The organism is uncultured Brevundimonas sp. (genome assembly GCF_963975535.1).
Taxonomy (GTDB): domain Bacteria; phylum Pseudomonadota; class Alphaproteobacteria; order Caulobacterales; family Caulobacteraceae; genus Brevundimonas.
In genome coordinates this window covers 86,860-108,913 of record NZ_CAXBHE010000004.1, presented here as the reverse complement: position 1 = coordinate 108,913, position 22,054 = coordinate 86,860, and the positions used below count along the sequence as shown (strand labels likewise).

Annotated in this window: 19 protein-coding genes; 9 read left to right on the top strand and 10 right to left on the bottom strand. The window is 67.8% G+C overall.

The features are described from left to right. The first annotated feature begins 40 nt into the window (after positions 1-40). Positions 41-691 carry an alpha/beta hydrolase gene (locus AACZ75_RS06685; protein WP_339871996.1) on the top strand — a complete coding sequence of 217 codons (651 nt, stop codon included), beginning with the start codon at positions 41-43 and terminating at the stop codon, positions 689-691. A gap of 358 nt (positions 692-1,049) precedes the next feature. Here AACZ75_RS06685 and AACZ75_RS06680 read toward each other — a convergent pair whose 3' ends face one another. From AACZ75_RS06680 to AACZ75_RS06670, 3 genes are read right to left on the bottom strand one after another with little or no spacing between them, the layout of a single operon-like run. Beyond that, the gene (locus AACZ75_RS06680; RefSeq protein ID WP_339871995.1) at positions 1,050-1,769 is read right to left on the bottom strand and encodes a DUF6624 domain-containing protein; all 720 of its coding nucleotides are present in this window, start codon (positions 1,767-1,769) and stop codon (positions 1,050-1,052) included. Positions 1,770-1,795: 26 nt separating this feature from the next. Continuing rightward, a complete protein-coding gene (locus tag AACZ75_RS06675) occupies positions 1,796-3,004 on the bottom strand; it encodes a DUF1343 domain-containing protein (protein WP_339871994.1) in 1,209 nt (402 codons plus the stop codon). Further along, positions 3,001-3,573 (bottom strand): DOMON-like domain-containing protein, encoded by a 573-nt coding sequence (locus AACZ75_RS06670; protein WP_339871993.1) that lies wholly within the window; start codon positions 3,571-3,573, stop codon positions 3,001-3,003. The genes AACZ75_RS06675 and AACZ75_RS06670 overlap by 4 nt, the downstream gene beginning before the upstream one ends. Before the next feature lie 46 nt (positions 3,574-3,619). On the opposite strand from AACZ75_RS06670, the gene tyrS reads away from it, so the two are divergent. The 4 genes from tyrS to AACZ75_RS06650 all read left to right on the top strand — a co-directional run bounded on the left by tyrS (position 3,620) and on the right by AACZ75_RS06650 (position 7,372). Beyond that, positions 3,620-4,879 (top strand): tyrosine--tRNA ligase, encoded by a 1,260-nt coding sequence (tyrS, locus tag AACZ75_RS06665; protein WP_339871992.1) that lies wholly within the window; start codon positions 3,620-3,622, stop codon positions 4,877-4,879. Between the two features lie 134 nt (positions 4,880-5,013). After that, positions 5,014-5,496, top strand: coding sequence for a thioredoxin-dependent thiol peroxidase (gene bcp, locus AACZ75_RS06660; protein WP_339871991.1), 483 nt, complete (start codon positions 5,014-5,016; stop codon positions 5,494-5,496). A 186-nt stretch (positions 5,497-5,682) separates the two neighbouring features. Continuing rightward, complete coding sequence (locus tag AACZ75_RS06655; RefSeq protein WP_339871990.1) at positions 5,683-6,837, top strand: peptidoglycan DD-metalloendopeptidase family protein; 1,155 nt, start codon at positions 5,683-5,685, stop codon at positions 6,835-6,837. Next, positions 6,821-7,372: a polymer-forming cytoskeletal protein gene (locus AACZ75_RS06650; RefSeq protein ID WP_339871989.1), complete on the top strand. Its 552-nt coding sequence runs from the start codon at positions 6,821-6,823 to the stop codon at positions 7,370-7,372. Before AACZ75_RS06655 ends, AACZ75_RS06650 begins: the two co-directional genes overlap by 17 nt. A 54-nt stretch (positions 7,373-7,426) precedes the next feature. Here the strand turns inward: AACZ75_RS06650 and prfB are convergent. From prfB to AACZ75_RS06630, 4 genes are all read right to left on the bottom strand, one after another. Beyond that, positions 7,427-8,549, bottom strand: a protein-coding gene (gene prfB, locus AACZ75_RS06645) for a peptide chain release factor 2 (RefSeq protein WP_339871988.1) whose coding sequence is annotated in 2 segments (ribosomal slippage) — positions 7,427-8,479 and positions 8,481-8,549 — 1,122 coding nt in all. Because the reading frame shifts where the segments join, the coding sequence is not laid out codon by codon here. A 76-nt stretch (positions 8,550-8,625) separates the two neighbouring features. Further along, entirely contained in the window at positions 8,626-11,016 is a 2,391-nt protein-coding gene (locus AACZ75_RS06640) for a penicillin-binding protein 1A (protein ID WP_339872325.1), read from the bottom strand. A gap of 60 nt (positions 11,017-11,076) precedes the next feature. Continuing rightward, positions 11,077-11,814 carry a hypothetical protein gene (locus AACZ75_RS06635; protein WP_339871987.1) on the bottom strand — a complete coding sequence of 246 codons (738 nt, stop codon included), beginning with the start codon at positions 11,812-11,814 and terminating at the stop codon, positions 11,077-11,079. Positions 11,815-11,939: 125 nt separating this feature from the next. Then, positions 11,940-12,647: a hypothetical protein gene (locus AACZ75_RS06630; RefSeq protein WP_339871986.1), complete on the bottom strand. Its 708-nt coding sequence runs from the start codon at positions 12,645-12,647 to the stop codon at positions 11,940-11,942. Positions 12,648-12,977: 330 nt separating this feature from the next. Here AACZ75_RS06630 and AACZ75_RS06625 point away from each other — a divergent pair, with 330 nt between their 5' ends. Continuing rightward, positions 12,978-13,199 (top strand): hypothetical protein, encoded by a 222-nt coding sequence (locus tag AACZ75_RS06625; protein ID WP_339871985.1) that lies wholly within the window; start codon positions 12,978-12,980, stop codon positions 13,197-13,199. 48 nt (positions 13,200-13,247) lie between these two features. Here the strand turns inward: AACZ75_RS06625 and AACZ75_RS06620 are convergent, their stop codons facing one another. Beyond that, positions 13,248-14,459: an N-acetylmuramoyl-L-alanine amidase gene (locus AACZ75_RS06620; RefSeq protein WP_339871983.1), complete on the bottom strand. Its 1,212-nt coding sequence runs from the start codon at positions 14,457-14,459 to the stop codon at positions 13,248-13,250. Positions 14,460-14,934: 475 nt separating this feature from the next. On the opposite strand from AACZ75_RS06620, the gene AACZ75_RS06615 reads away from it, so the two are divergent. Genes AACZ75_RS06615 through AACZ75_RS06605 form a run of 3 tightly spaced genes read left to right on the top strand, consistent with a single transcriptional unit; the run spans position 14,935 to position 19,850 of the window. Next, complete coding sequence (locus tag AACZ75_RS06615) at positions 14,935-17,562, top strand: ribonuclease E/G (protein ID WP_339871982.1); 2,628 nt, start codon at positions 14,935-14,937, stop codon at positions 17,560-17,562. A gap of 59 nt (positions 17,563-17,621) precedes the next feature. Next, positions 17,622-19,037 carry a M48 family metalloprotease gene (locus AACZ75_RS06610; protein WP_339871981.1) on the top strand — a complete coding sequence of 472 codons (1,416 nt, stop codon included), beginning with the start codon at positions 17,622-17,624 and terminating at the stop codon, positions 19,035-19,037. A gap of 24 nt (positions 19,038-19,061) precedes the next feature. Further along, positions 19,062-19,850 carry a thioredoxin domain-containing protein gene (locus tag AACZ75_RS06605; RefSeq protein WP_339871980.1) on the top strand — a complete coding sequence of 263 codons (789 nt, stop codon included), beginning with the start codon at positions 19,062-19,064 and terminating at the stop codon, positions 19,848-19,850. On the opposite strand, the gene AACZ75_RS06600 is transcribed toward AACZ75_RS06605, so the two are convergent. Both AACZ75_RS06600 and AACZ75_RS06595 read right to left on the bottom strand, forming a co-directional pair. Next, the gene (locus AACZ75_RS06600; protein WP_339871979.1) at positions 19,847-20,680 is read right to left on the bottom strand and encodes a formyltransferase family protein; all 834 of its coding nucleotides are present in this window, start codon (positions 20,678-20,680) and stop codon (positions 19,847-19,849) included. The two genes, AACZ75_RS06605 and AACZ75_RS06600, sit on opposite strands and share 4 nt — an antisense overlap. Then, positions 20,677-22,035, bottom strand: coding sequence for a DUF4910 domain-containing protein (locus AACZ75_RS06595; protein WP_339871978.1), 1,359 nt, complete (start codon positions 22,033-22,035; stop codon positions 20,677-20,679). The genes AACZ75_RS06600 and AACZ75_RS06595 overlap by 4 nt, the downstream gene beginning before the upstream one ends. Between the last annotated feature and the right edge of the window lie 19 nt (positions 22,036-22,054).

Here is a 22,054-nt window from a genome sequence, read left to right as displayed (position 1 = left end):
CAGCTGCGAAATAACTGTTTAACGGATTTTTCGAGCCCCCATGCCTGAAGTCATCCTGCCCGGCGCCTCCGGCCGCATCGAAGGTCGCTATTCCCCCGGCAAGCGCCCCAATGCGCCGATCGCCCTGATCCTGCACCCCCACCCCAAGGCGGGCGGGCATATGAACAACCCGGTGACGGTCACCCTGTACCAGCTGTTCCAGAAGCGCGGTTTCGCGACCCTGCGCTACAACAGCCGTGGCGTGGGCAAGTCGCAGGGCGAGTTCGATTCCGGCATCGGCGAGCTGGCCGACGCCGCCACCGCCCTGGACTGGCTGCAGGCGAACAACCCCGCCGCCACCCAGACCTGGGTCGCCGGCTATCAGTTCGGTGCCTATATCGGCATGCAGCTGCTGATGCGCCGCCCCGAGACCGACGGCTTCATCTCGGTGTCGCCGCCGTCCAACATGTACGACTTCAGCTTCCTGGCCCCCTGCCCCGCCTCGGGCCTGTTCCTGCACGGTACCGCCGACACCGTGGTGCCGCCGGTCGAGGTCGAGCGCGTGGTCAACAAGCTGCGCACCCAGAAGGGCATCGTCATCGACTATGAGCTGGAAGAGGGCGCGAGCCATTTCTGGCAGGACCATATCGACGCCGTCGACCGCCGCGTCGGGGCCTATCTCGACAAGCGCCTGGAAGAACGCCCGGCGTAACCCGGCCTCACCCTCCGCTCATCCCCGCGAAGGCGGGGACCCAGTTCTGTGGGCGATCGGCAGCACCGGTCGCCCCTCGCCATCAGTCCCACGCACATCGCGAGACGAAAACACTGGGTCCCCGCCTTCGCGGGGATGACCGGTTATTGTCACGGATCCCGCCCGGACGTCCCACGCCTGCGACCGAACCCGACGCAGCCATCTGCCAGACTGTCCAGCATCGGTCTTTGACAGTCGAATCCCCCATCCTCCGCCGCAACAGGACGATGTGGACTCAGTGGACCCGGTGGACTCAGTGGACTCAGTGGACTGTGTTTTTCGCCCACCTCGACCGGCCTGAAAACACCCAACCTGATCGTCAGGTGCAGGGCGGGTAGTCGGCGAACAGCGCCTCGTAATCTGCCAGTGTCCAACGGAAACCCATGGCCGCGCGGCGTTCGTCGGCATGCTCCGGGTCTTCGAGATTGGCGTGGTCGATCACCCATTTGCCTGCCTTGCACGTCATCTGGGTGCCGTACCTCTGCGGCCGACCTTCGTTGATGGCCAGCCGGTCGTACATCAGGCCGTAGCTTTCGCCGCGGACCTCACCGATGGCGACCAGCGGTTCGAGCACCGGTACAAAACGCTGCCACAGGTCCAGATTTCCGTGCTGGACGATCAGGAAGGCAGCGCTGGACGCGGCCTCACCGTAACGGCTCCTCAGAAACCAGCCTTCTGGCGGCACCATGGCCAGCAACTGCGCCTGGTGCACCCTGTCCACCGCCTGAATGGATAAGCCGATCGCCGCATCGGCCCGCTGTCGCTCACCGACCGGAAGGCCGGAAAGGTCGATGGTATTCCACACCCGCCTTCCGACCTGATCGAGCCGTCCCATCCGCTCCAGTCGCTCGCGGTCATCGACGGGGGGCGGCAAGGCAGCCTGCCGCGCCTGTTCGTCAGCGATGGATTCGGCAACCGGGGCGATCAGCGCCCGCGCCTGTGGCGACAGGGTGGGTATCTCGACGGCTGCGGGGCTCTGTTGAGACGTTTCCGGAGCGCAGCCACCCAGCAGGGCGGCGATCAAGAATAGCAGCTTCATCCCAACAGCCCCGCTTCACCTGCGACTTACCCCGGATAAAGAAGATGGGGACGCCGCGCCTCGATCCAACCCGCCTCATCGGGCACCGTGATCGCGTCCAGCTCGTCCGGCGTCGCATCGGCCCGGTCGACCCATTCGCGCAGCCCGGGCCCGCCGTTGATCACGTCGATGGCCAGCTTGCCGAAGGCGTATTCGTACGGGAAGTCGCGCCACAGGTCGTAGTCGGGATACAGCCGCCGGATCGCCTTGAATCCCAGGGCCTGGACCCGCCACGGCTGGAAGGTCGCATGGTCATAGGCGGGGTCGTCGACGTGGATCTGCACCCCGCTGCACAGTCGGCCGACGTGTTTGTGGAAGGTCGGCTCGAACCAGCAGTCGCGCAGCCGGCAGCCCGTCAGCCACTGTGGCGCGAACGCCTGCATCTCGGCGATCACCGCCCGGGCGTCGATGTCGGGGGCCCCGAACAGTTCCAGCGGCCGGGTCGTGCCCCGTCCCTCGGACAGGGTCGTGCCCTCCAGCATCACCGTCCCGGCATAGGCGCGCGCCATCGACAGGTTCGGGGCATTGGGGCTGGGGTTGATCCAGCTGCGCTCGCCGAGCGGCCAGCCGAAGCCGGGCCCCTGCTCCGGCTGCCAGCCCTCCATGGCGATGACGCGATAGTCGACGTCGAGCTTGAAGTGGTCGATGAACCAGTGACCCAGCTCGCCCAGGGTGACGCCGTGCCGCATCGGCATCGGCCCGGCCCCCACGAAACTCTCCCAGCCCGGCCGCAGGGTCAGGCCCTCGACCGGACGCCCGGCGGGATTGGGCCGGTCCAGCACCCAGACGGTCTTGCCGTGCCTGGCCGCCGCCTCCAGCACATAGAGCAGGGTCGTCACATAGGTGTAGATGCGGCAGCCCAGGTCCTGCAGGTCGACCAGGATGACGTCGAAGGTCTGCATCGAGGCGTCGGTCGGCCGCCGCACCTCGCCGTACAGGCTGAACACCGGAAAGCCGTGCACCGGATCGGTGAAGTCCGGCGACTCCATCATATTGTCCTGCAGGTCTCCGCGCATGCCGTGCTGCGGCCCGAAGGCGGCGGTGATCGTGATGTCGGGACAGGCCGTCAGGGCGTCGATCGCATGGGTCAGGTCGGCGGTGACCGAGGCCGGATGCGCCAGCAGGGCCAGCCGCCGCCCCTTCAGCGGCGCGCGCAGTTCAGGATCGGACAACAGGCGGTCGAGGCCGAATTTCATGCGGGCTCCGGGGGCGGCAGGGTCAGGGTGAAGGAGTCGGGATGGTGAAAGTCCGGCTTCGCTGACGGATGCGACAGGGCCCAGTAGGACAGGCCGTCGATGTCCTCGATGACGGCGGACAGACCGATCAACCAGGGCGCGGCCGGATCGAGCCCGTCCAGACGCAGGATGGCGGTCATGGCGAACTGGTCGTCATCCGACGCGCGGATCATGGCCTGGCTTTCCACACCGTCCGGTGACGTCCGGCCCTCGCGGTAGGCATCGAAGCCGTAAATCGCCCATTCGCCCGACGGCGACAGATTGACCTCATGATAGCCGGGGCCGGACCCGGCGCGGATGAAGGCCTCGAAACAGGTATGCCGCCACAGGTCGTCGGCCCGGCTGCGACCGGTCCAGCCCGGGACCAGCACCCGGAACAGGTCACCGGTCAGCACATAGTCCAGGGCCAGCACCGACGGCTCCGGCCGGAAGGCGCTGACGGTCAGCCCCTCCACCGGCCCGGCGGCCCCGGCGGGATGGACGATCAGCTCGTGAAGGGGCCCCGGCGCACCGGTGGTTCGCGCTTGCATAGGCTCGTGCTACACGCCCTCATCACTCCAGGCAAAGCCGATCCCGATGACCGATCCTGTGTTCAAGTCCGACTTCCTCAAGACGCTGCAGGCGCGCGGCTACATCCACCAGGTCACCCACCCGGTCGAGCTCGACGCGGCCGCCGCTGAAGGCATCGTCACCGGCTATATCGGCTTCGACGCGACCGCCCCCAGCCTGCACGTCGGCAGCCTGATCCAGATCATGATGCTGCGCCGTCTGCAGCAGGCCGGCCACCGGCCCATCGTCATCATGGGCGGCGGCACCACCAAGGTCGGCGACCCGACCGGCAAGGACACCTCGCGTCCCCAGCTGACCGAGGCCGACATCGCCGCCAACATCGCCTCGATCCGGACGGTGTTCGAGAAATTCCTGACCTTCGGCGACGGCCCGACCGACGCCCTCATGATCGACAACGACGAATGGCTGTCGACATACGGCTACGTCGAATTCCTGCGCGAATACGGCACCCATTTCACCATCAACCGGATGCTGGCCTTCGACTCGGTGAAACTGCGACTCGAGCGCGAGCAGCCGATGACCTTCCTCGAGTTCAACTACATGCTGATGCAGTCGGTCGACTTCCTCGAGCTGAACCGCCGCTACGGCTGCACCCTGCAGATGGGCGGCTCGGACCAGTGGGGTAATATCGTCTCGGGCGTCGACCTGGTGCGCCGCGTCGACCACAAGGCCGCCTTCGGCCTGACCACGCCGCTGTTGACTACGGCCTCGGGCGGCAAGATGGGCAAGACGGCCCAGGGCGCGGTCTGGCTCAATGCCGAACAGCTCAGCCCCTATGACTACTGGCAGTTCTGGCGCAATGCCGACGACGCCGACGTCGGCCGGTTCCTGCGCCTGTTCACCGACCTGCCGCTGGACGAGGTCGCGCGGCTGGAGGCCCTCGACGGGGCGGCGATCAATGACGCCAAAAAGGCCCTGGCCGACGCGGCCACCACCATGCTGCACGGGGCGGACGCCGCGGCAGCCGCAAGAGCCCGTTCCGAATCCCAATTTGAGCGGGGAGAGACGGTCGCCCTACAGGCCTATGATTTCGACTGGGATGGCGGCGAAGGCTTTACCCAGCGGACCCCTGAGGCCTTGGTCAAGGCCGCAGATATATCCTCGATCAAGGACGCCAAACGATCCATCGCCAATGGCGAAATTCGCATCAATGGCACGGTCGTGCGTGGCGACGAAACCTACGCGCGTGGCGACGTCTCACCGGAGCACGGTGCTTTTCTTATCCAGAAGGGCAAGAAAATATCCCGGCTCGTCCGCCCGGTTTAGCCCCATCCCGCTCATCCCGGCGAAAGCCGGGACCCAGTGCTTTGGGCGAACGGTGCGAGATGAAGGCAGGGCTGTCCATCCGGGCAGCGACACGAAAGACCTGGGTCCCGGCTTTCGCCGGGATGAGCGGAGTTATGATACCTGTGACACTCGAAACCGGTGACCAAGCCCCCGCCTTCGACATGGCCACGGACGGTGGCGGCCGGGCCCGCCTGTCGGACTTCGCCGGCAAGACCGTGGTCCTGTATTTCTATCCCAAGGCCGACACGCCCGGTTGCACCACGGAGGGTCGGGACTTCTCGGCCCTGATCGACGACTTCGCCGCCGCCGATACCGTGGTCATCGGCGTGTCCCGCGATCCCGTGAAAAAACTGGACCGGTTCAAGGCCAAACACGACCTCAAGGTCATCCTCGGATCCGACGAGGACGGCACCGTGTGCGAGGCCTACGGCACCTGGGTGCAGAAGCAGCTTTACGGCCGGGCCTATATGGGCGTGGAACGCGCCACCTTCCTGATCGATGGCCAGGGCACGATCCGCCGCATCTGGCACAAGGTGAAGGTAAAATCACACGCAATGGCAGTGCTTGAGGTCTCGCGTGCACCCGGGGGTTCGTAACGCGGTTATCCGACAAGCTTCGGCAAGGTCACGATAGATTCGTTTTTTCCCCTGACGGGCGAGTAATGCCCCTGTTCAGGTCATTATTCGCCTGAATCCTTGCCGGGGTGGTTAACCGCGGGTGAATCGTCTTGATGGACGGTCCCGGTTGCCGCATATTTGCCATATGTTATGGGGGCATTGCATATGAACGACGAAGAGATCGCTGCGAAGCGCTCTTTGATCGAGCGTTGGTTTCCGGTCCGCTACCTGTACCTCAGGGACGGGGACGACGTCCGCGCCTGTGCCCTGTCTCCCGGTCGGCAATGCCTGATCGCCGTGGCCGCCGTGATGTTCTCGGCCTGGACCCTCGTCGCGTCGGGTGGCCTGATCTTCGACATGATCGCCAACAACCAGGCCGACCGCGCGGTGATCCGCGCACGCGCCGCCTCGGAGCGGGTCAATGCGGACCTCCAGGCCCGGCTGGACAGCGCTGTGGTGCGGATGACCACGACAACCGGCTCGATCGACGACATGGCCACCATGGTCGAACGCCGTCACGCGGCCCTGACCAATGTCATGGGCATGTTCCACGGAGTCGAGGGGGCCGAACTGGCCCTGCGCCCGGCCCTGCCCGCGGCCACGGCCGCCGGTCGCAGCCCGGTCCAGAGGATCCTCGCCGTCCGTCTCGACCAGGAACGGTTGATCGCCCGCGCCGAGGAAGTGTCCCAGACCCGGGCCGAGCGGCTGCGGCTGGCCTTCCGTCTCGCCGGCCTCAATCCCTCGGCCTATGCCGCCACCGGACCCGGCCTCGGCGGGCCGCTGGTCGAGGCGAAGGACCCCCGGGCCCTGGCCGCCGTCCTTGACGTCGATGAGGCCTTTGCCGTCCGCATCCGCCATGCCGCCGACAATCTGAACGACATGCGCCGCCTCGCCGACGCGGCCGAGGGTCTGCCGTTCCGGCGGCCGACCCAGGCGCGCACCACCTCAAGCTTCGGCGTGCGCTTCGATCCGTTCAACCGTCGCCCGGCCCTGCACCAGGGGCAGGACTTTGCGGCCCCGTTGAACACCCCCATCTATGCCACGGCACCGGGCGTCATCTCTTTTGTCGGTGTCCGTTCAGGGTATGGCAACACCGTTGAGATAGACCATGGTCGCGGTTTCAAGACGCGCTTCGCCCATCTCAACTCCATGGCCGTCACATCCGGCCAGCAGATCGCGCTTGGCCAGCGCATCGGTGCCATGGGGACGACTGGACGCTCCACGGGCGTTCACCTGCACTACGAAGTGTGGATGAACGGCCGCCCTCAGAACCCCGCACGCTTCATGAAAGCCGGAGACCAACTTGTTCAACAAGAATAAATCCCCCGCCCCGTCGCCGCAGCCCCGTCCCGCGACCCCTGCGGCCATCCCGCCCCTGCCCGACATGCCGTCGGCCGCCGCCGCCAAACCGGCGGCCGCCGCCCCCGCAGGCACCTCGAGTCGTGGCCTGTCGACCCTGTCGTCGGACCTCAAATTCGAGGGCTCCATCAGCGGGGCCGGCGATCTGCAGATCGACGGCCAGATCAAGGGCGACATCCGTGTCGGCCGGCTGATCGTCGGCGAGACCGGGGCCGTCGAAGGCAATGTCTCGGCCGACTATATCGAGGTCCGCGGCCGCATCGTCGGCACGACCTCGGGCAAGCAGGTCAAGCTGGTCTCGACCGCCTATGTCGACGGGGACATCACCGCCGAACAGCTGTCGATCGACATCGGTGCCTATTTCCAGGGCCGCTGCGTCCAGGGCCGTCGCGACGCCCCGGCGGCGACCGCGCCCAAGCCTGCCGCACCGCCGTCGGACCTGGCCCCGATCCCGCAGCAGCCGCAGGCCCAGGTCATCGACATGAAGCCGCACTAGGCCGACGTCGATTTCAGAGGAAAAAGGGGCCCCGGAGCGATCCGGGGCCCTTTTCTATTCGCCCTTGGCGTCGCGGGTCTCGCCGACCCGGGCCGCCAGGGCCGCGCCCATGAAGGCGTCCAGGTCCCCGTCCAGCACCCCTTGGGTGTCGGAAGTCTCGACGTTGGTGCGCAGGTCCTTGACCATCTGGTACGGCTGCAGGACGTAGCTGCGGATCTGGTGGCCCCAGCCGATGTCGGTCTTGGCGTCGGCCACGGCCTGGGCCGCCGCCTCGCGCCGCTGCAGTTCCAGCTCGTACAGACGCGCCCGCAGCATCTTCCACGCCTGTTCGCGGTTCTGGTGCTGGGAGCGGCCGGCCTGGCACGCCACGACGGTATTGGTCGGGACGTGGGTCAGGCGGATGGCCGAGTCGGTCTTGTTGATGTGCTGGCCGCCCGAGCCCGAGGCCCGGTAGGTGTCGGTGCGCACGTCCGACGGATTGATGTCGATCTCGATCGTATCGTCGACCACGGGGGACACCCCGACCGAGGCGAACGAGGTGTGACGCTTGGCGGCGGCGTCATAGGGGCTGATGCGCACCAGCCGGTGCACGCCCGATTCCGACTTCAGCCAGCCATAGGCATTGGGCCCCGAGATCAGGATGGTCGCCGACTTGATCCCGGCCTGGTCACCGGATTCCTCGGCCTCCAGCTCGACCTCATAGCCGTGCGCCCTGGCCCAGCGCGAATACATTCGCAGCAGCATCCCGGCCCAGTCGCAGGATTCGGTGCCGCCGGCCCCGGCGTTGACTTCCAGATAGGCGTCATTGCCGTCGGCCTCGCCGGACAGCAGGGCCTCCAGCTCGGCCCGGGCGGCGCGGTCCTTGACGGCCTTCAGCGAGGCGCGGGCGTCCGCCAGAGCGGCCTCGTCCCCCTCCTCGTCGGCCATCTCGGCCAGCATGACGCCGTCCTCGAGACCGGTTTCCATCTGCAGCACAGTATCGATCTGCCCCTGCAACCGGGTGCGCTCGCGCATCAGGGCCTGGGCGGCCTCGGCGTCGTCCCACAGGGTCGGGTCCTCGACCCGCGCGTTCAGCTCATCGAGCTTGCGGAGTGCAGGGTCCCAGTCAAAGACGCCTCCTGAGCAGAGCGAGGCTCTGCTCGATGTCGGCCTTCATGGCCTCGACATCCGGTCTCATCGCAATCTCCACGCGACAGAAAAACAGGGCGGCGCGCCGTTTTCGGGGCGCGCCGCCGGGGGGCCTACCTAGGGCCTTAGTAGAGTCCGCTCAAGTCCTCGGCCGGTTCCTTCTTCGGCGGGGGCGGCGTGGCGGGTGACGGCGGCGGGGTCGGCGGGGCCAGACGCACGGCCTCCTGCTCGCGCCGGATCACGTCGGAATAGTTCTGCGGGCCCACGGGCGTCAGCACTTCCGGCACGAACTCATCCTGGCGGCGCCGTTCGGTGCCGGGGCGGAAGGCCTCCTCGATGCCGTTGACGGAGCGGAACACGGCATTGGGCGGGCGCACGAACGGCCGGGCCGGCCGCGTGCGCAGCGCCACCCGCATGAAGTCGGTGAACACCGGCAGGGCCGCCGATGCCCCGGCCTCGCCATAGCCCAGCGACCGGTTGTCATCGAAACCGACGAACACCCCGACCACCATGTCGGTGGTGAAGCCCACGAACCAGGCCGAACGGTATTCATTGGTGGTGCCGGTCTTGCCGCCGACCCAGCGCCCGAGGCTGCGGGCGCTGGCGGCCGTGCCGCGCTGGACCACGCCCTCGAGCATCGAGCTGATCTGGTAGGCGGTGATCGGATCGATCACCTGGGTGCCGCGCGGCTCCAGCCGGGGCGATTCCTGGCCACTGAAGCCGCGGTCGCACTCGCGGCAGGTCCGTTGATCGGCCTTGAACCGGGTCTCGCCGTTGCGGTCCTGGACCAGTTCGATCAGATACGGATCGACCCGGCGCCCGCCGTTGACGAAGGCGGAATAGGCGGCGGTCAGATGATAGGGGGTGGTCTCGCCCGCCCCCAGCGACACCGACAGGTTCGGCTGCAGGTCGTCGGCCACGCCCATCTTCTTCGACAGGTCGACGATGTTGCGCATGCCGACCTGTTCGGCCAGCCGCACCGTCATCACGTTGCGCGACAGCTCCAGCCCGCGCCGCAGCGACTGCGGCCCATAGTACTGGCGACTGTAGTTCTCGGGCGTCCAGCGCTCGCCGTTGCGGCCGCCGGCAAAGCTGATCGGCGCGTCCAGCACGATCGAGGCCGGGGTGAAATCCCCTTCCAGCGCCGCGGCATAGACGAACGGCTTGTAGGCCGACCCGGGCTGGCGATTGGCCTGGGTGGCCCGGTTGAAGCTGGACAGCACATAGGAATAGCCGCCGACCATGGCCAGCACCCGGCCCGACTGCGGCTCGATCACCACCAGGGCCCCGTTGACCGCCGGCACCTGTTTCAGGGCGAATTGGCCGTTGCTCGGCTCGACGAAGACCAGGTCACCGCGCTTCAGCGGCCGGTTGGCATTGGCCCAGGCCGCGTCGGCGCTGAGCAGGGTGCCGGTGCGGCCGTCGCGGGCCGTGCGGACCTGGACGCTGTTGCCGGACACGCTCTCGACCGCCGCCGCCTGCCAGGCGCGCCGCTCGGGCGGACGGGTCTGTTTCAGCGCCTCGGCCTGCCAGCCGTCGGCGAAGTCGGTGGTGCCCCAGGCCCCGCGCCAGCCGTGGCGCCGGTCATAGTTCTCCAGCCCGCGCATCAGGGCGTCACGCGCCGCCGACTGCAGGCCGGGGTCCAGCGTGGTGCGGATATAGTAGCCGGCCCCGTTGACCGTCTCGCGCCCGAAGCGGGCGATGGCCTGACGCCGCGCCTCCTCGACGAAGAAGTCGGCGTCGGCATACTGGGCCCGGCGCGGCGCGTCCTGGGTCACCAGCGGCCGGGCCCGGGCCTCGCCCAGCTGTTCCGGCGTCAGCCAGCCGCTCTGGGCCATCTCGCCCAGCACCCAGTCACGACGGCCCTTGGCCGCCCCCGGAAACCGCTTGGGATGATAGTTGTTCGGCCCCTTGGGCAGGGCCGCGAGGAAGGCCGCCTCGTCCGGCGTCAGCTGGCTCAGCGACTTGCCGAAATAGTTGTAGGCGGCCGAGGCCACGCCATACGAGCGATAGCCGAGGAAGATCTCGTTCAGATACAGTTCGAGGATCTGCTGCTTGGTCAGAGTCGCTTCCAGACGGCTGGAGAGGATCGCCTCCTTCAGCTTGCGGTTCAGGCTGGTCTCATTGGTCAGCAGCACATTCTTGGCCACCTGCTGGGTGATGGTCGAGCCACCCTCCAGCCGGCGCCCGGACACGACATTGAACAGGTTCTTGAACACGGCCCGGCCGATGCCGCCCACGTCGATGCCGCCGTGCTGGAAGAAGTTGCGATCCTCGGCCGCCAGGAAGGCCTGGACCACGGGCGTCGGAATCTGGTCGAACGACACATAGATTCGCCGCTCGTCCGAGAATTCCCCGATCAGGGTCCCGTCACCGGCATAGACCCGGGTCGCCGTCGGCGGGCGGTAGTCCGCCAGGTCAGAAGCGTCCGGCAGGTCGTGGAACAGCCACGCCGCATAGACGGCGACCACCAGCCCGACCAGCGCAATCGCGCCCAGCAGGCCAATGCCCGCCATCACGAACCAGCGTTCGGCAACCTTCACCGCAAACTCCGAAAAACCCACTCAAGGGAGGGTTTAGCCCGCGTCGCCACCGACCGCCAGAGCCCCGTTGCCACCCCCGGCGCGACGGTCCAGCTCCTGTCGCGCCGCGGCCACGACATCGGCGTCCATATCGTCGTGCCCCGCCATCCAGCGCAGATAGTCTTCGGGCGGCTCGGCCCACGGCTTGCCGCGATGTTTGCCGAACGGAATCCGGTCCAGTTTGCGCGGTTCATTGGTCCAGGCGATCATCTGCTCCACCGTCGCCGTGCGCAGCAGGTCGATCAGCAGATGCGCCGTCACCCAGGCGTCCGGCCCGGCCCGGTGCGCCGGATTGGCCAGCGCCGGATCCAGCTCCAGCCCCCGCCAGTAGCGCAGCACCTGGTTCGAATGCCCCGGGGCCTCGGGCCAGGCGTTCTTCGACGCCCGCACGGTACAGATCCACGGCAGGCCGCCATGCGCTGTATCGGCGATAAAGCCGCGCTCGAACTTGGCCGAATGCGCCACCATCACATCGGCCGGCTGCCCCAGGAACAGCTCGCGCAGCGCATATTCGTCGCAGTGCGGGTCTTCGTCCCGGAAATGCGCCGGCGTCAGATGATGCACCGCCATCGCATGAAACGAGATTTCGCCGCGCGGCCGGAACAATTTGGTCACCGGCGGCCGGGCCACCCACCCCGCCCCCTCGGCCACCACATCGACGATCCCGACCTCGAGAATCTCTGCGGTCCGGTCCCCGCCGGAGGTTTCAAGATCGACGACCCGTAAACGCATGGACCGGAGATAGGGGGTTTGGAGGTCGAGGGCGAGTGGGGGGATCCCCGTCCGCTCCAGGGTCCGGTGAGGCTGATGACCGCACCCGGCAAGGCACGATCCACGGGCTCAGAATGGTCTGCGGCTCAGGACGATGCTGCGACGCAGGCGTTGACGCCCGTCGTTGAGGCCGCCAGCGCCGTCAGCATGGTGGCCCGTTGGTCGTCCGGAAAAACACCGCCGCCGAACAACGACTCGCTTCCGCCCTGTTCCGCACTCTCGACGGACAGCGTCTGCTGGCCACTCGCCGACCGGTAGCGAAGGTAGGCGGCCAGGAAGCCGTTGGCCGTGGCCCGCATCAATCCATCGTGCGCCGCCAGCAGCTCTGTATCCTTTTCCCAGGACGACCTGGCATAGGACTCCAGCCGGTAGGCCGGGGCCAGGTGCTGGGTGATGCAGTTGGTTTTCAGCAGGGCATCAAGCCAGGCCTGTTCCCCCCCCGCATTGTTCACGCCGTCCAGTCTTGAGACGAAATTGCCCATCAGCGATGAGACCAGCGCATTGTCAGGATGGGCGTCCAGGCCGAGCGCGCCCAGCGTGTAGGTATTCAGGGTCAGGAGCACCAGATTGGTGTTCCGGCGGTAATTCCGTGCTCTGTCTGCACCCTCCAGATAGTGGCGGGTCAGCTCCTGCCCGACCGCAGCCGCCTCGTCGGCGCTGGTAACCCGATGGGTGAGCGTTTCGTACAGCTGGGTGACCTCCTCGGCGTTCTGTTGGCTCGACTTGGACGTGGTGACACAGCCACTCATGCCGATGGAGGCCAGCGCTGCGAGCGCCACAATCAGATGCTTCATACCGTCCTCTCCCTCGGGTTTGGAATATCAAAGATTTTCGAAATCTGTCAACCTAGAGTAGGTGGAGCCCCTATGCCGTTGCACCGTGCGGATGAAGGCCTGGTGCATGACAAATTCCCGCTCTCTGCCCCGCCCCAACCCCCGGAACCCGCGGCCCCTGCAACCTGCCCTAGACTCCCCCTGTCCCGTCGCACGGTGAGGCGCAGAGGCCTTGCGTGCTCTGGCGGCAGGATGCGGACAAGCGGGGTCGGGGGCGGGGGGGATACCCGTCCGGTCCGGGGACCGGGGATGCAAGCCCGGCCCGCCCGCCGGGGGCGCTGCGGTAAGGCGATGAGACCGCCACCCACGCCCGAGCAGCGGGCCCATGCGCGGATGACGGCCCTCATGCAGCCGGTGATCGACTGGACGAACGCGGTGAATACAGAGGCCTGGCGGCTGGTCTATGCCGACGGCGGCAATCGCTGCGGGCCCGAGCAATACGCCCGCGGCCGCCGGTCGTTGATCGAACAGGGCAAGGTGCCGCCGCCGGAGTGTGCCGAAGGGCCGGATTGAGCCCCCTTCCCCCGGTTGGTCCTCGGGGTATGAGCTGATTTCCTGGGGCTAACCCCGCGCCCCGCCGTTGGCCGCCATCTGCATATTGCCGGTCGGGTCGCGGAAATAGCGGTCGATGCCGTCGGCCACGGCCCGCATCAGGCGGCGGCGGCCGCGCTCGTCGCTCAGGGTCTGCTCGTCCTCGGGGTTGGTGATGAACCCCATCTCCAGCAGCACGGCCGGCACATCGGGGGCCAGCAGCACGGCCAGGCCGGCGTCGCGATGGCTGCGGCGCAGCATCGGATGGCCGGCCTCCTCCAGCCCGCCCAGCAGGGTCCGGGCCAGCTGGGCCGAGCGGTTCTGGGTGGTGCGCTGGGTCATGTCCAGCAGGATGCGGTCAACCGAGGGGTCACGGCCCGGCAGGCGCAGCTCGCGGTGCCAGTTGTCGCCGCGGGTGAACTCGCGCACGGCGCGGCCGGCCCCCTGTTCGGAGAGGGTATAGACGCTGGCCCCGCGCGTGGCCGGGTCGGACCCGGCGTCGGCGTGCAGACTGATGAACAGGTCGGCGTCGGACGAGCGGGCGATCTCGACCCGGCGGTACAGGCCGACATAGGTGTCGCTGTCCCGGGTCAGGCGCACGCGATAGCGGCCGGTGCGCTCCAGCTCCGCCTTCAGCGCCTGGGCGGCGGCCAGGGTCACGGCGCTCTCGTTGGCGTGGGCCCCGCGGGCCCCCGGGTCGCGGCCGCCGTGGCCGGCGTCGATCACGATCAGCGGCCGCTCGTTCGAGGCCCGTCCGCGCGACGGCGGCGGCGGGGCGCTGCGGGTGGCGAGGGCGCGGCCGGTGGTCTTCAGGTCGATCACATAGCGATAGTGAGGCACACCGTCGCCCGGCGGCAGCAGGAAGCGGCGCTCGATCTCCGCCCCGGTCGCCAGGGTCAGCTCGATGCGCGAGGCTCCGCCGACGGCGGCGACCCGGTAATCCCGGACCAGACCGCTGCCGGTCCCGCCCATCCGGCCCTGCGGCGCGACCCCGGTCAGGGCCACAACCACGCGGCCGTCGGCCCCGCCGGACACCACGTTGCCGCGGGTGTTGCGGTCCAGATCGACCACCACCCGGGTACGTTCGGCGTCACCGCCGAAGCGCAGACGCAGCACCTCCCCGGCGGTTCCGGCCGCCAGGCCACGCCCGGCCGCCAGCACCCCGAAGCAGAACACGACAAAGGCCAGGGCCGTCATCGTCCACTCACGCACGCCCCACCGGGACAGGTCCAATCGCAACATTCCGTTCATTCTGACGGCTACCCACCTTATTGGTTGGAACCACCCTGCCCCCGGGGTCCCTTGGATTCCGTTAAGGCCTTGGCGCTTTTCATTCCGGTCCGGCGTGCGTATGGTCCGCCGCGCATGCGAATGATCGCGTCCCCTGGCCTCCAGGTCCGGACGCGCCCTCCTCGCGGCGCTGACTTTCACCTATCCGAGGATCGCTCCGGCCTGGCCTGGCGATTTGACGACCGGACCCGGGACGCCGCCGTAACCGGCGCGTCCGGATCCAGGATCCTGACGAACCCCATGGGCTTTTCCGCCTGCGCCCCCACCCGGTCTGATTCGACAGACCTCGCCTCCGGCTCCGACACTGGTTCGGGCCGCGGCGACGGGATGACGCCTGCGTGCGCCTTCATTTCCATTCGGCGAGCCGCCTTGCCCGTCGGGACTGTCGTCCCGCGGTCCGGCCGAGCGCGCCCAAGAGAGAATTTCCATGTCAAAGACCATGCTTATCGATGCGGCACACGCGGAAGAGACCCGCGTTGCGATCGTCGAAGGACGCCAGATTGAGGAATTCGACTTTGAGTCGAAGGCCCGCCGCCAGCTGCGCGGCAACATCTACCTCGCCAAGGTCACCCGCGTAGAGCCCAGCCTGCAGGCCGCCTTCATCGAGTACGGCGGCAACCGCCACGGCTTCCTCGCCTTCAACGAGATCCACCCGGACTACTATCAAATCCCGGTCGCCGACCGCGAGGCGATCATGGCCGAGGCGGCCACGGACGACGACGAACACGACGACCTCGGCCGCGAAAGCGACGACGGCGACCATGAAGGCGGCATGGCCGACGAGGAGCGGCTGAAGCGTCGCCTGATGCGTCGCTACAAGATCCAGGACGTGATCAAGCGCCGCCAGATCCTGCTGGTCCAGGTCGTCAAGGACGAGCGCGGCGGCAAGGGCGCGGCCCTGACCACCTGGTTGTCGCTGGCCGGTCGTTACTGCGTGCTGATGCCCAACACCGGCAAGGGCGGCGGCATTTCCCGCAAGATCACCCAGGCCACCGACCGCAAGCGCCTGAAGGCCGCGGCCCAGGCCCTGGACGTGCCCAAGGGCATGGGCCTGATCATCCGCACCGCCGGAGCCAAACGCACCAAGGCCGAGATCAAGCGCGACTACGAATACCTGCTGCGCCTGTGGGAGACGATCCGCGAGACGACGCTGAGCTCGAACGCCCCCTCGATCATCTATGAGGAAGAGAACCTCGTCCGCCGCGCCGTGCGCGACATGTTCGACAAGGATTTCGACGGCATCCAGGTCGAGGGCGTCGAGGGCTGGAAGGAGGCGCGCGACTTCATGCGCGTGCTGATGCCGTCCCAGGCGAAGAAGGTTCACCTGTACCAGGGCTCCAAGCCCCTGTTCGCCGCCAACGGCATCGAGGAACTGCTGACGCAGATCCACCAGCCGGTCGTGCCGCTCAAGTCGGGCGGCTATCTGGTCATCAACCAGACCGAGGCCCTGGTGGCCATCGACGTCAACTCGGGCAAGTCGACCAAGGAACGCAACGTCGAGGCGACCGCCTTCAAGACCAACTGCGAGGCCGCCGTCGAGGCCGCCCGCCAGCTGCGCCTGCGCGACCTCGCCGGCCTGGTGGTCATCGACTTCATCGACATGGATGAGTCGAAGAACAACCGCACCGTCGAGAAGATCCTCAAGGACGCCCTGTCGCACGACCGGGCCCGCATCCAGATGGGCCGCATCTCCGGCTTCGGCCTGATGGAGATCAGCCGCCAGCGTCGTCGCCTCGGCGTGATCGAGGGCGCGACCGAGGTCTGCACCCACTGCCAGGGTTCGGGCCGCATCCGCTCGGCGGAATCGGCCGCGCTGATGATCCTGCGCGCCGTCGACATCGAGGCCGGCAAGGGCGGCGCGGGGTCGATCAACCTGCGCGTCTGCACCGCCGTCGCCCTCTATATCCTCAACCACAAGCGTGACTATCTGCAGCGCCTCGCGCAACAGCGCGGCCTCAACGTGGTCGTACTGATCGACGACAGCCTCGCCCAGGGCGAGCATGCCGTCGAACGCACCGAGACCAACGAGGACTTCGTGCCCGAGGACGGGGCCGTGGTTCTGCCCGACCTGACCGACGACTTCGACGACGACGCCTATGACGACGAGGAAGACGAGGACGAGATCTTCGAGGACGACGCCCTCGCCGCCGAAGACACGGATGACGACGCCCCGCGCGCCCGCGCAGAACGGCACGATGCCGAAACGGGCCGCGGCGATGGCGACTCCGGTCGGGGTCGCGGCCGGCGTCGCCGCCGCGGCGGGCGTCGCGACGAGGAATCCGCCCCGGCCGAAGGCGTCGAGGGTGAAGAGCCCGCGGCCGCCGGTGCCGAGGACGATGACAGCGAAGGCGCACGTCGCCGTCGCCGGGGTCGCCGTGGCGGACGCCGTGTCCGCGAGGAAGGCGACCGGGACGGCTTCACCTGGGTTCGCGGGCGCACGCCCTCGCTGGACGACCCCTATGTCTGGTTCGATCCGATCAATCCGGCACCGCGCGCCGAGCGCGAAGACGAGACCCCCGCGACCGCCCGCCCGGCGCGTGACGCCGCAGGTGAACAGGGCGGTCTCCCGGAAAACGAAGCCGGCGAACGCGAAGGCGGCCGTTCGCGCCGGCGTCGCGGTCGGGGTCGGGGTCGCGACCGCGGTGCTGCCACTGACGACACCCGGGAGGTGAAGGTCGAGGCCCGCGCGACCGGCGAGGGCATGCCCCCTGAGGGCTCGGCCGAAACGCCGATGGCCACCGTCGCCACGGATGAGGCTCCGGTCATCCTGGCCGAGCCGAAGCGCCGTCGTGTCCGCCGCAAGACCTCGACCACGGTCTCGACCGACGAACCCGTCGTCGAGCCCAATGAGGTCGAACCGGCCGGGGTCGCCGCGCATCTGGACGTCGCCCCGGTCGAAGCCGCCGCGGCCGCGCCCGAGGTCGAGCCGGAACCCGCGCCGAAACCGGTTGCCGCCGAGGTATCCCCGGTCGATATCGCCGCGATCATCGAGGACGATCCGAGCCAGATCGTCGCCCCGCCCGCCAAGGCCAAGCGCGGGTGGTGGCGTCGCTGACCGGACGGCGCTAGATTGAGGCGGACGAAGACGGGGGCGTCAGTCGTTAGGAGTGCACCTTGACCTGGCTTCCCCGAATTGTTTCCCGGTTCCTGGCCGCTGCGACCGCCGTCACCCTGACGGTCGCGACGGCCGGGCCGGCGGCCGCCCAGAGCGCCATCCGCGATACCGAGATCGAGGGTATCATCCGCGAGTGGTCCGATCCGGTGTTCACGGCCATCGGTCTCGAGCCGTCCGAGGTCGAAATCCTGCTGGTCGGCGACAATGATCTGAACGCCTTTGCCACACCGGGCCGGGTGCTGGGCGTCAACACCGGCCTGATCCTCAGGACCCGCAATGCCAATGAACTGCTGGGCGTGATCGCCCACGAGGCAGGGCACATCAAGAATCGTCACACCCTCAGGGACGGGGCCCGGGACGCGGGCATGCAGCCGATGATCATGAGCATGGCCCTGGGAGCCCTGGCCATCGCCGCTGGCTCGCCGACGGCGGGGGCCGCCCTGCTGGGCTCGAGCTCCTATTTCGGGGCCCTGGGCAGTCTGAGATACATTTCCCAGCAGGAAGGCGAGGCCGACAATTCGGCCGCGCGGGCGCTGGAGGCGGCCGGGGAATCCGGGCGCGGCCTGGTCGAGTTCTTCGAAAATTTCCGCTCTCAGGAAGTGTTCTCGGACGCCCGGCGCTATCCGTTCTTCCGCAGCCACCCCCTGTCCTCGGCCCGGATCGAGAACCTGCGTCGTCTGGTCAGCGAGGCCCCGCATTACGGTCATGTCGAAAGCCCGGAACGCATCGCCCAACACGCGCTGATCCAGGCCAAGATCCGCGCCTTCATGGATCCGCCCAACCAGACCCTACGGACCTATCCGTCGACCGACACCTCGCTTCCCGGTCGCTATGCCCGGGCCATCGCCTGGTACCGCGACGGCCAGACCAACCGTGCCCTGACCGCCGTCGACGGCTTTCTCGCGGAACAGCCGGACAACCCGTATTTCTGGGAACTGAAGGGTCAGATCCTGTTTGAGGAGTCCCGACCGGTTGAGGCCATCGAGGCCCACCAGCGTTCGGTCGAGCTGATGCCCGAGGCCCCCCTGCTGCGAATCAATCTGGCCCATGCCCTGATCGAGACCAGCGATACGAGCCGGCTGGATCAGGCGGTCAGCGAGCTCAAGCGGGCCACGGTTCTCGAGAAGGACAACACCCTGGCCTGGCGCCTGCTGTCACAAGCCTATTCCAGCCAGGGCAAGGAGGGCGAGGCCCGGCTGGCGTCCGCCGAATTCTATTTCGCCCAGGGCCGCCAGGACCAGGCCACCCAGTTCGCCCTTCGCGCCCGGGACATGCTGCCTCGCGGCTCGACCGAGTGGGTCCGGGCCATGGACATTGTCTTCGCCTCCGGCGCGACCCAGGAGGACGTCGACGCCGCTGACGAACGCTATCGCCGTGACCGGCCTGTCCGCGTCATCCCCGCCGACGCCGGCTGATTTTTTTCCGATCCAGGACCCCGCATGACCGACGACGCGCCCGCGCCCCTGCCCCCGACCTCGACCGTCCGCAACGGGTTCAGTGGTCCCCGGATCAGCATGGCTGCCCTGGCAGTCGCGCTGGTGGCCTTGGGCCTGGCCGGCGCGCCCTATCTGAACGGCGGAGATTTCGGCGGGCGGGTGCGCAGCTATCTTCTGGCCAATCCGCAGGTACTCGATGAGGTGGTTCAGGCGCGCGACGCCGCCGCTCGCGCCGACCGGACGTCCGGGATCAATGCCGTCGTGGCCCGCAACCCGGAAGCCCTTGCGCCGGCGGCCGGCGAACCGACCTTCGGTCCGGTCGACGCCCGGGTCACCGTCACGGAATTCTTCGATTACCGCTGCCCCTACTGCAAGATGGCCGCCCCGCAGTATCTGGAAATCATGCGGGCCAATCCTGACGTGCGGTTCGTCTTCCGCGAGTGGCCGGTGCTGGACCAGGGCGAAGACGTCACGTCCCAATATGCGGCGCGCGCGGCGCTGGCGGCGCACGCCCAGGGTAAATATCTGGCGGTCCACCAGGCCCTGATGGCCCAGTCGGCCCTGTCCGTCGACGGCATTGACCGGATCCTCGAGGCCAATGGCGTCGACCTGCCGAAGGCGCGGGCAGCGATGGCCACCGCCGACACCTCGCGCCTGCTGGCCGAAATCCACACCGGTGCCGCAAGCATGGGCCTGGAGGGCACGCCGACCTTCTTCATCAACGGCAAGGTGACCGCCACCAACAACCCCGCCGATCTGGCCCGGCTGATCACCGAGGCCAAGGGCGGCTAGGACACGCGCGGTATCCCCTGCCCCGGCCGGGGTTCAGCCAGCGGCCGGATCAGGGTTGGGACGCGACCCGCGATCTCGCCGTCAAGACAGAGGTCCACGATCCGGTCCCCGTAGTGCTGATAGACCGGCACCAGATGCTCGGCGCGCCACATCGCTGCCGTCCAGATCCGCCCCGTGGTCTTCTGGGTCACCCCTGTCACATCGCCCGCGAGGGCACGGGCCATGACCACAGGCAGTTCCAGCGCGTAGGTGGCGACCGCGCGACAGGCCAGGTCATGCAGGCCATCCCCACGGGTCAGGGTGACGCCGCTCTGGTGAATGATCGCTCCGCCGTCGATGGCGGCCGTGGTCTCATGCAGGGTCATGCCGGTCATCTGGGGCTCCAGCATGTACGATGGCCAGAAATGGGTGTGAACGCCGCGATACCAGGGCGACAGGCCGCCGTGGGTATTCCAGAACCGTGCCGGGACACTTCGCAGAACGGACTCATCCAGCCTGTGGCAGCCGTAGGACAGGACGTGGGACGGGGCCCTCTCTGCCAGAAAGGCACGCACCTGCTCACCGTTCAACTCCGGCAGGTCGACGGTCAGTCGGTCCGCCGCCACGTCGTCTGCGGACGGCCCACCGAAAGCCCTGTGCTCCGCCGCCTCGCGACGCCGGAAATGCTGATGGAACAGATCACGCAAGGCCGCGGGAACGTCGTCGCCCGGCGTGGGCACATGGGCTTCTCGTCGCTCGACGATCCAGCCGGACAGCAGACCGGCCCGGGCCAGCTGCTGCACCAGATAGACGTGGCGCGGGTGATCGCCGGTGACGGCGACGACGCTCATCGCCCCGCCGCCTTCAGCAGACCTTCAGCCTCCAGCCGGTCGACCACCGGCATCAGCTCGTCGAGGCTGCAGTCCAGCCGCGCGGCGATGTCGAGCATCCGCTGCTCACCGTCACATTCGCTGAGCACGGTCAGGATCCGGTTCAGCACGGTGCGGCTGTCGACCACCCTGTCGGACGAGTTCGCCCAGGTGGTCGGGCTGTTGACCGACGGATACAGCCCGCGCCGACCCAGCTGGGCCTCGCCATACGGGGCCTGGTTGACGAACACCCCGGCGTATTCGTGCCGGCGCAACAGGGCCTCGATCCGGTCGACCGCATCGACCAGGGGGTCAATGCCCATAAAGGCCTTGTCGTCGCCCGAGGTGTGATAACCGGGATAGTCGCCATACAGGGTTCGCCCCATCTGGCCCATCGGCAGGTTGAAGCCCGGCGAGCAGTACTGGCGCTCGTCTGATCCGCTGATGGGGGTGAAGGGCCGCACAGCAAAGCCCTCGTCCGCGCCGAGCCGGGCCACCAGAGCGTCGAGCGTCGAGGTCCCGCGGCGACTGGTCTTGTAACTCAAAATGTCAGCCGGACCGCCCAGACAGGTCAGGACCAGACCCGCCGCGAGATTGGCTCTCAGCTGGTCGCCGTGCCGGAACAGATAGCAGAGGCTGCCGATGGTCTCCGGAGCGAGGACGAACCGGTAGCTGAACCGCCGCCGCTTCCAGCGCGAGATCCGGTCAAACAGCCCGAGCAGCACCAACGGCCCGGACAGTTCGTTGTTGGCCAGGCTGGGATGGCACAGATAGCTGCTGAGCATGATCTCGCGGTCGAGGTCGCCGGGCAGGTGACAGTCGGCGAAATCGACCCCGCCGTCGTATTTCCGGCTCTGGATGACGGCACGATAGCGACCCGGTTTCAGGGCCTGTCGCGCCGTGTGTGTCAGGCAGAAGCCCCAGCTGTCGCGATAGTAGGCGGTGACATAGGGGATCAGGTCCGGCTGATCCGGAATCGAGTGCAGATGCGGCTGCAGGTCTTCCAGCGCCAGGTCGACGTCGACCGGCATGGCATAGTTGACCACCTGCAGATTCGAGCGGTCGCTGTCGGCGATGACCTCCCCGTCCGGTCCGGTCAGGATCGCGCGGGTCAGGGCCCATTCCGGCGGCACGGTCCAGTCGAACACCGCCGTGCCGCTGACGACCCGGTCCCGACGCAGCGGCATGTATTCGCCGAAGATGTCGAGACTCTCGCGCAGGCCCGGGCCGGTGATGCTGCGGGTGACCGGCAAGAGGCGGTCGAACAGATCCGAATAGAAGCCCGGTGCGGCCGAGCCGATCAGTTTCAGCCCGGTCACAGGTGCAGTCTGGAGCATTCAATCCGGATACAGGAAT

What these genes read in the sequence shown, in the direction of transcription:
- bcp (WP_339871991.1), top strand. Translation starts at nt 5,014, where the DNA reads ATGATACCTGTGACACTCGAAACCGGTGACCAAGCCCCCGCCTTCGAC.
- AACZ75_RS06680 (WP_339871995.1), bottom strand. Translation starts at nt 1,769, where the DNA reads ATGAAGCTGCTATTCTTGATCGCCGCCCTGCTGGGTGGCTGCGCTCCG.
- AACZ75_RS06605 (WP_339871980.1), top strand. Translation starts at nt 19,062, where the DNA reads ATGACCGACGACGCGCCCGCGCCCCTGCCCCCGACCTCGACCGTCCGC.
- AACZ75_RS06625 (WP_339871985.1), top strand. Translation starts at nt 12,978, where the DNA reads ATGAGACCGCCACCCACGCCCGAGCAGCGGGCCCATGCGCGGATGACG.
- tyrS (WP_339871992.1), top strand. Translation starts at nt 3,620, where the DNA reads ATGACCGATCCTGTGTTCAAGTCCGACTTCCTCAAGACGCTGCAGGCG.
- AACZ75_RS06670 (WP_339871993.1), bottom strand. Translation starts at nt 3,573, where the DNA reads ATGCAAGCGCGAACCACCGGTGCGCCGGGGCCCCTTCACGAGCTGATC.
- AACZ75_RS06685 (WP_339871996.1), top strand. Translation starts at nt 41, where the DNA reads ATGCCTGAAGTCATCCTGCCCGGCGCCTCCGGCCGCATCGAAGGTCGC.
- AACZ75_RS06595 (WP_339871978.1), bottom strand. Translation starts at nt 22,035, where the DNA reads ATGCTCCAGACTGCACCTGTGACCGGGCTGAAACTGATCGGCTCGGCC.
- AACZ75_RS06620 (WP_339871983.1), bottom strand. Translation starts at nt 14,459, where the DNA reads ATGTTGCGATTGGACCTGTCCCGGTGGGGCGTGCGTGAGTGGACGATG.
- AACZ75_RS06630 (WP_339871986.1), bottom strand. Translation starts at nt 12,647, where the DNA reads ATGAAGCATCTGATTGTGGCGCTCGCAGCGCTGGCCTCCATCGGCATG.
- AACZ75_RS06655 (WP_339871990.1), top strand. Translation starts at nt 5,683, where the DNA reads ATGAACGACGAAGAGATCGCTGCGAAGCGCTCTTTGATCGAGCGTTGG.
- AACZ75_RS06675 (WP_339871994.1), bottom strand. Translation starts at nt 3,004, where the DNA reads ATGAAATTCGGCCTCGACCGCCTGTTGTCCGATCCTGAACTGCGCGCG.
- AACZ75_RS06635 (WP_339871987.1), bottom strand. Translation starts at nt 11,814, where the DNA reads ATGCGTTTACGGGTCGTCGATCTTGAAACCTCCGGCGGGGACCGGACC.
- AACZ75_RS06640 (WP_339872325.1), bottom strand. Translation starts at nt 11,016, where the DNA reads ATGGCGGGCATTGGCCTGCTGGGCGCGATTGCGCTGGTCGGGCTGGTG.
- AACZ75_RS06615 (WP_339871982.1), top strand. Translation starts at nt 14,935, where the DNA reads ATGTCAAAGACCATGCTTATCGATGCGGCACACGCGGAAGAGACCCGC.
- AACZ75_RS06600 (WP_339871979.1), bottom strand. Translation starts at nt 20,680, where the DNA reads ATGAGCGTCGTCGCCGTCACCGGCGATCACCCGCGCCACGTCTATCTG.